This window comes from Pseudomonas sp. Sample_21 (assembly GCF_004307525.1).
Lineage (GTDB): Bacteria > Pseudomonadota > Gammaproteobacteria > Pseudomonadales > Pseudomonadaceae > Aquipseudomonas > Aquipseudomonas atacamensis.
Window position 1 is genome coordinate 1 of record NZ_RCNZ01000027.1, and the last position, 12,474, is coordinate 12,474.

The following is a 12,474-nucleotide window of genomic DNA, read 5'->3' on the forward strand; positions in this document are numbered from 1 at the left end:
CCGCCGCTGAATCCGCCGCCACCGCCAAAGCCGCCCCCTCCTCCGGAGCCGCCCCGGCCGGCAGGCAGGATACCGAGCATCTGGCAGACAAACACCGTCACGATGAACAACATCACCAGAAACATGAACAGCGCCGGGTGCCGCGAGATGAAATCATCAGCCGGGTCGCCGCTGGATTCATACACGGTCGACGGTTCGTCCAGCGGATTGCCACCGAGCACCACCAGCATCGCCGCAACGCCATCGCTGATGCCTTTGCTGAAGTTGCCGGCCTTGAACGCCGGCGTGATGACCTGATGAATGATCACCGACGACTGCGCATCGGTCAGGCGATCCTCCAGGCCATAGCCGACTTCGATGCGCAGTTTGCGCTCGTCACGGGCGACGATCAGCAAGGCGCCGTTGTTCTTGTCCTTCTGGCCGATGCCCCAGTGCCGACCCAGTTGGACGCCGAAATCCTCGATGGTGGTGCCCTGCAGATCCGGCAGCGTGACCACCACCAATTGCTCGCCGGTGGCCTGCTCGTGCGCCTGCAATTGCTGGCTCAGTTGCGCGCGAATCGATGGCTCGAGCATTTGCGCCTGATCGACCACGCGCCCGCTCAGCGGCGGAAAGGTCAATTCGGCCCGGGCGCTGACGGCGAACAGCCACAGCATCAGCACCAGGCTTAGTTTCAACACACGCATGGGCGACCTCGAGTCAGAATTTCACTTCCGGGGCCTTCTCCGCGCCGGGCGTGGTGGCTTCGAAGGTCTCGCGCATCGGCAGATCGCTGTACATCACGCTGTGCCACAGGCGACCGGGGAAGGTGCGGATCTCGGTGTTGTACTTCTGCACCGCCAGAATGAAATCGCGGCGCGCCACGGCAATGCGGTTTTCCGTGCCTTCAAGTTGCGATTGCAGAGCGAGGAAGTTCTGGTTGGCCTTCAGATCCGGGTAGCGCTCGGAGACCACCATCAAGCGGCTCAATGCGCCGGTCAGTTGATCCTGCGCCTGCTGGAACTGCTTGAGCTTCTCGGGATTGTCGAGGGTGCTGGCATCGACCTGAATCGAGGTGGCCTTGGCTCGCGCTTCAATCACGGCGGTCAGGGTTTCCTGTTCGTGGGCCGCGTAGCCCTTCACGGTTTCCACCAGATTGGGGATCAGGTCGGCACGGCGCTGGTACTGGTTCTGCACTTGGCCCCAGGCGGCTTTGGCCTGTTCGTCGAGGGTCGGGATATTGTTGATGCCGCACGCGGTCAACAGCGTGGCGAACACCAGCAACGTGGCGATCTGTAACCGTGAACGGGAGGTTGAGCTGATATTCATTGCAGTGATGCTCCATGACACATTTGATTTAAAAACCGAACGCTGGGCATTCCCGGCCAGCGGTTGGGGCATAATCGGCGCCGCCACTGGCATGCGACGGGCTAATCGGCTAAAAAGTGCCCTTCGCGTTCACGTTGCCGCTGTCGGCTGCGGTTTTCCGGCTCAGGATTTTGCGCTGGTATCCGAACAACAATAGTCGCTCCCTACATTTTGGCTGGCCGGTGTTGCATCACCGTTTGGGCTCTAGAGAAAAAATTCATGAAGAAGCTGTGTTTGCTGGGTCTGTTCGTCAGCCTGGCCAGTCATCAGGTACTGGCCGCCACGACCCCGGTACCTTTGGAAAACAAGGACGCTTTCATCAGCAACCTGATGAAACAAATGACCCTCGACGAGAAGATCGGCCAGTTGCGCCTGATCAGCATCGGCCCGGAAATGCCCCGCGAGCTGATCCGCAAGGAAATCGCCGGCGGCAACATCGGCGGCACGTTCAACTCGATCACCCGCGCGGAAAACCGTCCGATGCAGGACGCTGCCATGCGCAGCCGCCTGAAGATTCCGATGTTTTTCGCGTACGACGTGATCCACGGTCACCGTACGATTTTCCCGATTCCGCTGGCCCTCGCGTCGAGCTGGGACATGGACGCCATCGGCCAGTCCGGTCGCGTTGCGGCTAAAGAAGCCGCCGCCGACAGCCTCGACATCACCTTCGCGCCGATGGTGGATATCTCCCGCGATCCACGCTGGGGCCGCAGTTCCGAAGGTTTCGGCGAAGACACCTACCTGACCTCGCGCATCGCCAAAGTCATGGTCAAGGCCTATCAGGGCGAGACCCCAAGCGCTGCCGACAGCATCATGGCCAGCGTCAAGCACTTCGCCCTGTACGGCGCGGTCGAGGGCGGTCGCGACTACAACACCGTCGACATGAGCCCGGTGAAGATGTACCAGGATTACCTGCCGCCGTACCGCGCCGCGATCGATGCCGGCGCTGGCGGTGTGATGGTGGCGTTGAACTCGATCAACGGCATTCCGGCCACGGCCAACACCTGGCTGATGAACGACCTGCTGCGCAAGGACTGGGGCTTCAAAGGTCTGGCAGTCAGCGATCACGGCGCGATTTTCGAACTGATCAAGCACGGTGTCGCGCGCGACGGTCGCGAAGCGGCGAAGCTGGCGATCAAGGCCGGCATCGACATGAGCATGAACGACACCCTCTACGGCAAAGAACTGCCGGGGTTGCTCAAGTCTGGTGAGATCGAACAGAAAGACATCGACAACGCTGTGCGCGAAGTCCTCGCGGCCAAGTACGACATGGGCCTGTTCAAGGACCCGTACCTGCGCATCGGCAAGGCCGAGGATGATCCGGCCGACACCTACGCCGAGAGCCGCCTGCACCGCGCCGAGGCCCGCGAAGTGGCACGTCGCAGTCTGGTGCTGCTGAAGAACCACAACGAAACCCTGCCGCTGAAGAAAGACGCGAAAATCGCGCTGGTCGGTCCATTGGCGAAAGCGCCGATCGACATGATGGGCAGCTGGGCCGCCGCCGGGCGCCCGGCGCAATCGGTCACCCTGTTCGACGGCATGAGTTCGGTGATCGGCGACAAGGCCAACCTGATCTACGCCCGTGGCGCCAACATCACGGGCGACAAGAAGGTCCTCGACTACCTGAACTTCCTCAACTTCGACGCCCCGGAAGTGGTCGATGACCCGCGCCCGGCCAGCGTGCTGATCGACGAAGCGGTGAAAGCGGCGAAGGATGCTGACGTGATCGTCGCCGCTGTCGGCGAGTCCCGTGGCATGTCCCACGAATCCTCGAGCCGCACAGACCTGAACATCCCGGAAACCCAGCGCGAATTGATCCGTGCGTTGAAAGCCACTGGCAAACCGCTGGTACTGGTGCTGATGAACGGCCGTCCGCTGACGATTCTCGAAGAGAACCAGTCGGCCGATGCGATTCTGGAAACCTGGTTCAGCGGCACCGAGGGCGGCAACGCCATTGCCGACGTGCTGTTCGGCGACTACAACCCGTCGGGCAAACTGCCGGTGACTTTCCCGCGTTCCGTGGGCCAGATCCCGACCTACTACAACCACCTGAGCATCGGCCGGCCGTTCACTCCGGGCAAACCGGGCAACTACACCTCGCAGTATTTCGATGACACCACCGGCCCGCTGTTTCCGTTCGGTTATGGCTTGAGCTACACCACCTTCGCCCTGAGCGATATGGCGCTGTCATCGACCACCCTGAACGCCAGCGGCAAGCTCGACGCCAGCGTCATGGTCAAGAACACCGGCAAGCGTGACGGCGAAACCGTGGTGCAGTTGTACATCCAGGACGTCACCGGTTCGATGATCCGCCCGGTGAAAGAACTGAAGAACTTCCAGAAGATCATGCTCAAGGCCGGCGAACAGAAAGTCGTGCACTTCACCATCACCGAGGAAGACCTGAAGTTCTACAACGCCCAGCTCAAATACGCAGCCGAGCCTGGCAAGTTCAACGTGCAGATCGGCCTGGATTCGCAGGCGGTGACGCAGCAGAGCTTTGAATTGCTGTAACACCGATCCCACATTGATCGTTCCCACGCTCCGCGTGGGAATGCAGCCCGTGACGCTCCGCATCACTGGACGCGGAGCGTCCCTAGAGGCATTCCCACGCAGAGCGTGGGAACGATCAAATGACACACCGCTTTCGCGAGCAGGCTCGCTACCAGATTGGATTCAGGGTGTATTCAAAATCGTGGTTATCCGCGACGGTCGAGAATATTCACCACCAACCGATCCACCCAGCCCCACACCCGCTGCTTGACCCGCCGCCACAACGGTCGGCGCTGCCACTCCTCCAGACTCACCAGCTGACTCAAGCCGAAGTCCTTCACAAAGCTCGCCTCCACCGCTGCCGTCAACGCCGGGTCCAGCGCCTCCAGGTTCGCCTCCAGATTGAAACGCAGATTCCAGTGATCGAAGTTGCACGAACCGATGCTTACCCATTCGTCCACCAGAACCATTTTCAGGTGCAGGAAGCACGGCTGGTATTCGAAGATCTGCACCCCGGCCTTAAGCAGGCGCGGGTAGTAGCGGTGCCCGGCGTAGCGCACTGACGGGTGATCGGTGCGCGGCCCGGTCAGCAACAGCCGCACATCGACCCCGCGTGCAGCGGCTTTGCGCAGCGAGCGGCGGATTTTCCAGGTAGGCAGAAAGTACGGCGTGGCCATCCAGATGCGTTTTTGCCCGCTGTTCAGCGCGCGAAACAGCGATTGCAGAATGTCCCGGTGCTGGCGGGCGTCAGCGTAGGCCACGCGGCCCATGCCCTCGCCCTTGTCTGGTACGCGGGGCAGACGCGGCAGACCAAAATGCGCGGCCGGACGCCAGGCGCGGCGGTAACGGTTGGCGATCCACTGGCGATCGAACAGCAATTGCCAATCGATCACCAATGGGCCGCTGATCTCGACCATCACTTCGTGCCACTCGCTGACATCATGGCCCGGCGTCCAGAATTCATCGGTCACGCCGGTGCCGCCGACCACTGCCAGGCATTGGTCGACCAGCAGCAACTTGCGGTGGTCACGATAGAAATTGCCGACCCAGCGCCGCCAGCTCAGGCGATTGTAGAAACGCAGCTCGACCCCGGCCTGGGTCAGACGCTGACGCAGATGCAGCGTAAACGCGAGGCTGCCGTAATCATCGAACAGGCAACGCACGCGCACTCCGCGCTCGGCCGCCGCGACCAGCGCCTGGACGATGGCTTCGGCGCAGGCGCCGGCCTCGACCAGATACAGCTCCAGTTCGATCTGTTCTGTAGCTCCAGCGATGTGCTCGAGCATGCGCGGAAAGAACTGCGGGCCGTCGATCAACAGTTCGAAACGGTTGCCGTCACGCCAGGGAAACACCGCACCGCGCATGTCAGCGCGCCGTGAAAATCAGCACCGCACCCACCGGCACCGACAGACTGATCGCCGACAGATCGGCGAGTTTGCGCAGGTTTTCCAGGCCCGGCGCCAGATCGAAATCCTCGGCGTTGATCACCAGCGGCTCCAGTGTCACCACCTGAAAGCGCCGATCATCCAGACGCGTGGCGAGCAACTCGGCCGGGTATTCGTGCTGCTTGCCGTGCAGGCTGACGGTAAGCGGCAGGCGCAATTCCAACTGCGCGCCGGGCGCCAGATCGTTAATCGGGCGCAAGTCGATCTGGGTGGTGATGGTCGCCGAAGGGAATTGCTCGATCTGGAACAGCTCCTTGCGCATGCGCTCATCGCGCAGCGGAATGCCGCTGTTGATCGATTCGAGCTCGACTTCGACCTCGGCGCGACCGTTGGGGTCGACCTTGCCGTGCAGCACCAGAAAGCGCTGCACTTCCGACACGCTGGCATTTTTGGTGCTGACGAACGACAGCCGCGACGACTCGCCGTCCAGGTACCAATTGGCCTGGGCCGGCAGTGCAGCGGCGGTCAACAGCAGACTGGCGAAGGTTGTATAGAGGGAGCGGTTGAACATTGAACACTCGTGGGGGCGATAAACCTGCACGAACCTTAACCGCCCGCCAAGTTATTGCAAGCCCTGTGGGAGCGAGCCTGCTCGCGAATGCAATGCTCCCCGCACAGCATGTATTGCGGCTTGCGACGATTTCGCGAGCAGGCTCGCTCCCACAGGGGAGACCAGATAATTCAGGGATTCAGGCGACAGCCCTGGCGTTCGCTCAGCCACTGCGCGCTGTGGCTGCGGCCCAAGCCGCTGACGGTGATGATTTTGCTCGAAGCGTCATCGGTAAAACCGCTGGTTGGCAGCCATTGCTTCACATAGCTACGGCAATACCCAGCATCGTTGTTCATCACATAACGACACGAGCAATATTCCTTGGCGGTGTAGGCGCTGATGATGTCCGGGAAAGCCCAGAGGTTTTCCCGTTCATACCAACCCCAACCGAGCAGCACGACCAACAGCAACAATAGAAAGCGCTTCATGGCCGCACCGCCTGCAACACGCGTTTGAGCAATTCATTGTGCTGGTAGCTGCCATCTCGATCATCGGCGTAACGCACGATCACCAGTTTCTCGCTGGGCATCACATACAGCGCCTGGCCCCAGTGGCCGAGGGCGGCGAAGGTGTCGGGTGGGGCGTCGGGCCATGGTGATGGTGTGCCATCGACAGGGCGATTGAGCCACCAATGTCCGCCGGGCACGGCTTCGTCCTGCTGCGCCTTGTAGCCAGCAAAGGGCTTGAGATTGAATGCCACCCAATCCTCGGGCAGCAACTGCCGATCGTTCCAGCGCCCGCCCCGCGCCATCAACAGACCGACCCGCGCCAGATCCCGCGCGGTGAGATAGGCATAGGACGAGGCGACAAAGGTACCGCTGGCATCGCTTTCCCACACGGCGTGGCGAATGCCCAACGGTTCGAACAATGCTGTCCACGGGTAATCGGCGTAACGCTCTGGGCCGACCATGGTTTTCAGGGCGGCGGCGAGCAGATTGCTGTCACCGCTGGAATAACGGAAAGCCTGACCCGCTGCGGCGTAGGCGTCGTGGCCCGCAGTGAACGCGGCCATGTCGCGATGGCCGCGGGTGTAGAGCATCGCCACCACCGAAGATTTCAGCGGGGCGTATTCGTAGTCTTCCTGCCAATCCAGACCGGAGGCCCAGTTCAGCAGATGGCCGAGGGTGATCGCCGGGTGTTTTTCCAGCGCCGGGTAGAACTTCAGCGCTGGATCGTCGAGCTTGAACCGGCCTTCGCCATAGGCCACGCCGAGGACAGCGGCCAGCAGGCTTTTGCTGATCGACCAGGTCAGATGCGGTGTCTGTGCAGTGGTCGGAGCGGCGTAGCGTTCGTAGATGATCTGGCCGTCGCGGATGATCAGCAAGGCGTCGGTGCGGATGCCCTGGCGGGTGACGTCGTTGCGGGGCGCGAAGGCGTAGTTTTCCAGTGCCAGGGCAGCCGGGCCGGTGATCTGTGGGGCGATAGGCCATTGCTCGCCGGGCCATTGTTCGGCGCGGACGGTGAGGCTGATCAGCAGCAGGAACAGCGACAGGCCTTTGAACATGGTGGGCGCTCTGGGAATGAACCTGCTGAGCCTAGTCAGGGTTTATGACAAATTTTAGATGTTGGTCGTCCATGAAATTGCCATCGCTGGCAAGCCAGCTCCCACAGGGGTCCCAAGTGAACACACATTTCATGAACACGTTTGAAACCTGTGGGAGCGGGCTTGCCCGCGATGAGGCCAGTCAGGCCAACGCAAGAGCCTTGGCCAAGCGCTTGGCCCGGGCCCCTGCAGCCAATTGCATCACGCCTTGATCACGCTGCCACATCGCTGCCCACGCAGGATCACCCTGCACCAACGCCTGATCTACCTCGGTCTTGAGTGATTCAAACTGCGCAAACAACCCGCCCAGCACGACATGCCCGGCCGGATTGTTCGGCGCTTGCCGGCTGGCCTCGGCGCACCCGGCCAGAAGCGCCAGCAAACGCAATTGCAGGGCCTGCGGCCAGTCGTTGTCCTGGCCGACGCCGTACAACCACGCGGTCATGGCGCTGAGCACGTAGACATCTTCAAGACTGCGAAACGGTTTGACGTAGGCGTCCCAGCCATCGCCGGCGAGCAGTTCGCACAGGGCGCCGTCGAGGTGCAGGCTACCGTGGCTGATGTCCGGCATCAACGGCAACGCCGGCAGTTTTTCCACCTTAACGCCGGGCTCGCCGGGATACACCACCGCCAGACTCAGGCGCGGTGCTTCGTCAAGCTCCTCACTGCGCGCAGCCACCAGTAACCAATCGGCGGCGTCGCCTGCGGTGACGAAATCCTTGCGCCCGCTCAAGCGCAAATCTTTCAGCCGCGTTTGCATATCGGCCGGGCGCAGGCTGCGTTGTTCGGTCGCGCACAAGGCGCCGAGGCTCAGTGGCGCGCTCGGCCACAACATGCGCAGCGCCGCCTGATAACCGACCAGAAACGCCAGCCCCGGCGTGGCCATCCGCCGCCCGCCAGCCACCGCCAATTCGTACGGCGTGACGTTGCCCAGCGCCTGCAACAACGTTGCAAAACCCTCGGCCAGATCAGCAACGGCGGGCAAGCGTTCACGGCGGTGCAACAGATCTGTCCAGGGCATGGGCGCCTCCTTGTGGGCTGTCATATAAGCATCACCGAACGTTCATGGCGATGACACCGGGGCTACATAGCCTGACTTTGCACAACACGGCTGCATAAAGAAAGTCGATCGGCTGCAACCCACGACGGGTTAAAGGCCCGTACGGAGATTCACATGACGCAAATCGCCCGCATCAGCGACACCGGCAATGAACGCCGCCTGCAAGCCGAACGCCTGATCGGCGCCGAAGCCTTGCAGCAAGCCCAGGCCCTGCGCTTCGCCGTCTTCAGCGGCGAGTTCAACGCCAAACTCAAAGGCGCGGAACTGGGTCTGGACATGGATGATTATGATGTTCACTGCAGCCACATCGGCGTGCGTGATCTGAACACCGGGCGCCTGGTAGCGACCACGCGTCTGCTCGATCACACCGCCGCCAGCAGCCTCGGCAAGTTCTACAGCGAAGAAGAATTCAGCCTGCACGGCCTCGCCCATCTGCAAGGCCCGATCCTGGAAATCGGCCGCACCTGCGTCGATCCGGCGTACCGCAACGGCGGCACCATCGCCGTGCTCTGGGGCGAATTGGCCGAAGTGCTCAATCAGGGCGGCTACAGCTATCTGATGGGTTGCGCGAGCATCCCGATGCAGGACGGCGGCATTCAGGCCCACGCGATCATGCAGCGTCTGCGCGAGCGTTATCTGTGCACCGAACACCTGCGCGCCGAGCCGAAAAATCCGCTGCCGACGCTGGATATTCCATCCAACGTCATCGCCGAAATGCCACCGCTGCTCAAGGCCTACATGCGCCTCGGTGCGAAGATCTGCGGCGAGCCATGCTGGGACGAAGACTTCCAGGTGGCCGACGTGTTCATCCTGCTCAAGCGCGACGAACTCTGCCCGCGCTACGCCAAACACTTCAAGGCGGCGGTGTGATGAGCCGGTTGCGGGTGTACGCGCGAATCGCGCGAGTGCTGCTGGTGGTGACACTGGGCCTGACCATGGCCAGCGTGTTCGGCGTGTTCGAACGCATCGGTCTGGCCCACTCGATGGAGCGGCGCCAGCGCTGGTCGCGCTTCTTCATGGCGCGGCTGAGCAATGCCCTGCCGTTTCGCGTGAGGGTCCATGGCGAGCTGCCAAAACAGCCGATGCTGTGGGTCAGCAATCATGTGTCGTGGACCGATATTCCGCTGCTGGGCATGCTCACGCCGCTGTCGTTTCTGTCCAAGGCCGAAGTGCGCACCTGGCCGGTGGCCGGCTGGCTCGCAGCCAAGGCCGGCAGCCTGTTCATCCGCCGTGGGTCGGGCGACAGTCAGTTGATCCGCAAGCAAATGACCCGCCATCTGCAAACCGAACATGCACTGCTGATGTTCCCTGAAGGCACCACCACCGATGGCCGTTCGCTGCGCACTTTTCATGGTCGCCTGCTCTCGGCGGCGATCGATTCCGAAGTGATGCTGCAACCGGTGGCGATCCGTTATCTGCGTGACGGCGAAATCGACACGCTCGCACCGTTCATTGGTGACGATGACCTGCTCTCGCACCTGATGCGCCTGTTCAGCCATGACTGCGGCGACGTCGAAGTGCATCTGCTCAAGCCAATAGAGTGTCAGGGCCGCGAGCGTGCGGCGCTGGCGTTCGAAGCGCAGCAGGCGGTGCAGAAGGTGTTGTTTGGTGAGGTGGCGAAACCTGCCGAACCGCGTCGCGCAGGCGATTTGATCGCCGCCTGAAAACACAAATCCCCTGTGGGAGCGAGCCTGCTCGCGAAGGCGTCGTGCCATTCAGCATCTATATTGGCTGAGACACCGCATTCGCGAGCAGGCTCGCTCCCACATTCAGATCTTCAGCGGATCAGAGTTTTGCGCAAAATCCTGAAGTTGCGGATAAAACAGGCTGAAGTCTTCACTCAACGGCTCATACAACCGCCGCAACTCCGCCATTGCCCCGGCCAATTCCTCCGGCCTGGTCAGGCGCCGCGAGATCCCGCGCAGCACCTGCTCCAGCACATCGAATTCGCGATACGAGCCCAGCCAGTCGTTAGCGACCATGTGCGGGGCGATCTTTGCCAGCCGTTCCGGCAATTGCCGTTCACGGGACAGCACGTGATAGACGTCTGCGGTGAACTGCTCCAGCGGCCGGTCGGCATACAGCGTCCAGTCCCGCGCCAGGCAATGATCGAAAAACACATCGAGGACGATTCCGGCATAGCGCCGCCGCGTTTCGCTGAAGCGTCCCAAAGCAATGTCGACCAGTGGATGGCGATCGGTAAAGACGTCGATGCGCCGATGCAGGGCGATCGCCGCCTCCACTTCCGGGTCGAACTGGCCTTGCAGCCGCCCTTTGACGAAGTCGCCATACAGGCTGCCGAGTAACTGACCGGGGCGCTGGCCGCCGAGATGCAAATGCGCGAGATAGTTCATGGGCGCAGCTTAGCACTGCGCTCGCTCCTCCAGCACCCTCATATCGTTATAACCCGATATAGCGATTTATGCGTTCGTCAGACCGAATTCATATTGGTATATCGCGATCCAACGATTTAAAGTTCGCTCCATCGCGATATATCGCTACTGCCACCACGAGCCCAAGCCATGAACCTCGACCTCGACGAAATAATAAAAGCCCTGGCGCACCCAGTACGGCGAGACATCCTCAACTGGCTGAAAGACCCGAAAGGCGAATTCCCCGAGCAGTTGCACAACCACGAGTACGGCATCTGTGCCGGGCAGATCGATCAGCGTTGCGGCCTGTCGCAATCGACCGTGTCGGCACACCTGGCAACGTTGCAACGGGCCGGTCTGATCAGCAGCCAGAAGGCCGGGCAGTGGCATTTTTTCAAACGTAACGAGGACGTCATCCAGGCGTTTCTCAGCACCCTCAGTAAAGAGCTCTGACCCTTAACGTCAGCCAGCCGACAAGGAAACCTGCATGCCCCTTTCGCTTCTCATCCTCGCCCTGAGCGCCTTCGCCATCGGCACCACCGAGTTCGTCATCATGGGCCTGCTGCCCGACGTGGCGGCGGACCTCGGCGTGTCGATTCCCGGCGCCGGCTGGCTGGTGACCGGTTACGCCCTGGGCGTGGCCATCGGTGCTCCGTTCATGGCGCTGGCCACCGCGAAGCTGCCGCGCAAGGCCGCGCTGGTGGCGTTGATGGGCATCTTTATTGTCGGCAACCTGCTCTGCGCCATCGCCAGCGACTACAACGTGCTGATGTTTGCCCGGGTCGTCACCGCGCTGTGTCACGGCGCGTTCTTCGGCATCGGCTCGGTGGTGGCGGCCAATCTGGTCGCGCCGAACAAACGTGCCTCCGCGGTCGCCCTGATGTTCACCGGTCTGACCCTGGCCAACGTGCTCGGCGTACCGCTGGGCACCGCATTGGGTCAGGAAGCCGGCTGGCGTTCGACCTTCTGGGCGGTGACCGTCATCGGTGTGATCGCGCTGATCGGCCTGATCCGCTTCCTGCCGGCCAAGCGTGACGAAGAGAAACTCGACATGCGCGCCGAACTGGCCGCGCTCAAAGGCGCCGGCATCTGGCTGTCGCTGAGCATGACCGCGCTGTTCGCCGCCTCGGTGTTCACCCTGTTCACCTACGTTGCCCCACTGCTTGGGGAAGTCACCGGTGTGTCGCCACGTGGCGTGACCTGGACGCTGATGCTCATCGGTCTGGGCCTGACGGTCGGCAACATCATCGGCGGCAAACTCGCCGACAAAGGCATGGCCGCCACGCTGATCGGCGTGTTCATCGCCATGGCCGTGGTTTCCACGGTGCTGAGCTGGACCAGCGTCGCGCTGATCCCGACCGAGATCACTCTGTTCCTCTGGGCCACCGCGTGTTTCGCCGCTGTGCCGGCGCTGCAAGTCAACGTGGTGACCTTCGGCAAGGCTGCGCCGAACCTGGTTTCGACCCTGAACATCGGCGCCTTCAACGTTGGCAACGCCCTCGGCGCCTGGGTCGGTGGCAGCGTCATCGCCCACGGCTACGGCCTGACCAGCGTGCCACTGGCCGCCGCCGCGCTGGCCGTACTTGCCCTGCTGGTGACCCTGATTACCTTCCGCCAGAACGGCAATGCCGAGCTGGCGCCTGCTTCCAACTGATCAACTTCCTTAA

13 protein-coding genes are annotated in these 12,474 nt (G+C 61.9%); 5 read left to right on the forward strand and 8 right to left on the reverse strand.

The window, feature by feature from the left end; all coding sequences use genetic code 11:
• Together D8U71_RS02015 and D8U71_RS02020 are read right to left on the reverse strand one after the other, a co-directional pair.
• Positions 1-686: TPM domain-containing protein (locus tag D8U71_RS02015; protein WP_130887058.1), on the reverse strand; the 686-nt coding region annotated here is incomplete at its 3' end.
• A gap of 13 nt (positions 687-699) precedes the next feature.
• Positions 700-1,308 (reverse strand): LemA family protein, encoded by a 609-nt coding sequence (locus D8U71_RS02020; RefSeq protein ID WP_024011957.1) that lies wholly within the window; start codon positions 1,306-1,308, stop codon positions 700-702.
• Between the two features lie 258 nt (positions 1,309-1,566).
• Between D8U71_RS02020 and bglX the strand changes: the two genes are divergently transcribed.
• Positions 1,567-3,858: a beta-glucosidase BglX gene (gene bglX, locus D8U71_RS02025; RefSeq protein WP_130887059.1), complete on the forward strand. Its 2,292-nt coding sequence runs from the start codon at positions 1,567-1,569 to the stop codon at positions 3,856-3,858.
• A 185-nt stretch (positions 3,859-4,043) separates the two neighbouring features.
• Here bglX and D8U71_RS02030 read toward each other — a convergent pair whose 3' ends face one another.
• From D8U71_RS02030 to D8U71_RS02050, 5 genes are all read right to left on the reverse strand, one after another.
• Positions 4,044-5,201 (reverse strand): phosphatidylserine/phosphatidylglycerophosphate/cardiolipin synthase family protein, encoded by a 1,158-nt coding sequence (locus tag D8U71_RS02030; protein ID WP_056783426.1) that lies wholly within the window; start codon positions 5,199-5,201, stop codon positions 4,044-4,046.
• Position 5,202: 1 nt separating this feature from the next.
• The gene (locus tag D8U71_RS02035; RefSeq protein WP_130887060.1) at positions 5,203-5,793 is read right to left on the reverse strand and encodes a YceI family protein; all 591 of its coding nucleotides are present in this window, start codon (positions 5,791-5,793) and stop codon (positions 5,203-5,205) included.
• A 170-nt stretch (positions 5,794-5,963) separates the two neighbouring features.
• A complete protein-coding gene (locus D8U71_RS02040; protein ID WP_130887061.1) occupies positions 5,964-6,260 on the reverse strand; it encodes an amidase in 297 nt (98 codons plus the stop codon).
• Positions 6,257-7,336: a serine hydrolase gene (locus tag D8U71_RS02045; RefSeq protein ID WP_130887062.1), complete on the reverse strand. Its 1,080-nt coding sequence runs from the start codon at positions 7,334-7,336 to the stop codon at positions 6,257-6,259. Before D8U71_RS02045 ends, D8U71_RS02040 begins: the two co-directional genes overlap by 4 nt.
• 181 nt (positions 7,337-7,517) lie before the next feature.
• The gene (locus D8U71_RS02050; RefSeq protein WP_130887063.1) at positions 7,518-8,396 is read right to left on the reverse strand and encodes an acyl-CoA dehydrogenase family protein; all 879 of its coding nucleotides are present in this window, start codon (positions 8,394-8,396) and stop codon (positions 7,518-7,520) included.
• Between the two features lie 153 nt (positions 8,397-8,549).
• Between D8U71_RS02050 and olsB the strand changes: the two genes are divergently transcribed.
• Positions 8,550-9,305, forward strand: coding sequence for an L-ornithine N(alpha)-acyltransferase (gene olsB, locus D8U71_RS02055; protein WP_016771324.1), 756 nt, complete (start codon positions 8,550-8,552; stop codon positions 9,303-9,305).
• On the forward strand, positions 9,305-10,099 hold the full coding sequence (locus tag D8U71_RS02060; protein ID WP_130887064.1) for a lysophospholipid acyltransferase family protein: 795 nt from the start codon (positions 9,305-9,307) through the stop codon (positions 10,097-10,099). The genes olsB and D8U71_RS02060 overlap by 1 nt, the downstream gene beginning before the upstream one ends.
• A gap of 105 nt (positions 10,100-10,204) precedes the next feature.
• Here the strand turns inward: D8U71_RS02060 and D8U71_RS02070 are convergent, their stop codons facing one another.
• Complete coding sequence (locus D8U71_RS02070) at positions 10,205-10,789, reverse strand: ACP phosphodiesterase (RefSeq protein WP_130887065.1); 585 nt, start codon at positions 10,787-10,789, stop codon at positions 10,205-10,207.
• Between the two features lie 168 nt (positions 10,790-10,957).
• Between D8U71_RS02070 and D8U71_RS02075 the strand changes: the two genes are divergently transcribed.
• Together D8U71_RS02075 and D8U71_RS02080 are read left to right on the forward strand one after the other, a co-directional pair.
• Positions 10,958-11,260: a metalloregulator ArsR/SmtB family transcription factor gene (locus D8U71_RS02075; protein WP_016771327.1), complete on the forward strand. Its 303-nt coding sequence runs from the start codon at positions 10,958-10,960 to the stop codon at positions 11,258-11,260.
• Between the two features lie 34 nt (positions 11,261-11,294).
• Positions 11,295-12,461, forward strand: coding sequence for an MFS transporter (locus D8U71_RS02080; protein ID WP_016771328.1), 1,167 nt, complete (start codon positions 11,295-11,297; stop codon positions 12,459-12,461).
• The last annotated feature ends 13 nt before the right edge of the window (positions 12,462-12,474 follow it).

Bases quoted from the DNA above. Each gene is read 5' to 3' on its own strand.
- D8U71_RS02020 (WP_024011957.1), bottom strand. From the start codon at position 1,308: ATGAATATCAGCTCAACCTCCCGTTCACGGTTACAGATCGCCACGTTG.
- bglX (WP_130887059.1), top strand. From the start codon at position 1,567: ATGAAGAAGCTGTGTTTGCTGGGTCTGTTCGTCAGCCTGGCCAGTCAT.
- D8U71_RS02030 (WP_056783426.1), bottom strand. From the start codon at position 5,201: ATGCGCGGTGCGGTGTTTCCCTGGCGTGACGGCAACCGTTTCGAACTG.
- D8U71_RS02035 (WP_130887060.1), bottom strand. From the start codon at position 5,793: ATGTTCAACCGCTCCCTCTATACAACCTTCGCCAGTCTGCTGTTGACC.
- D8U71_RS02040 (WP_130887061.1), bottom strand. From the start codon at position 6,260: ATGAAGCGCTTTCTATTGTTGCTGTTGGTCGTGCTGCTCGGTTGGGGT.
- D8U71_RS02045 (WP_130887062.1), bottom strand. From the start codon at position 7,336: ATGTTCAAAGGCCTGTCGCTGTTCCTGCTGCTGATCAGCCTCACCGTC.
- D8U71_RS02050 (WP_130887063.1), bottom strand. From the start codon at position 8,396: ATGCCCTGGACAGATCTGTTGCACCGCCGTGAACGCTTGCCCGCCGTT.
- olsB (WP_016771324.1), top strand. From the start codon at position 8,550: ATGACGCAAATCGCCCGCATCAGCGACACCGGCAATGAACGCCGCCTG.
- D8U71_RS02060 (WP_130887064.1), top strand. From the start codon at position 9,305: ATGAGCCGGTTGCGGGTGTACGCGCGAATCGCGCGAGTGCTGCTGGTG.
- D8U71_RS02070 (WP_130887065.1), bottom strand. From the start codon at position 10,789: ATGAACTATCTCGCGCATTTGCATCTCGGCGGCCAGCGCCCCGGTCAG.
- D8U71_RS02075 (WP_016771327.1), top strand. From the start codon at position 10,958: ATGAACCTCGACCTCGACGAAATAATAAAAGCCCTGGCGCACCCAGTA.
- D8U71_RS02080 (WP_016771328.1), top strand. From the start codon at position 11,295: ATGCCCCTTTCGCTTCTCATCCTCGCCCTGAGCGCCTTCGCCATCGGC.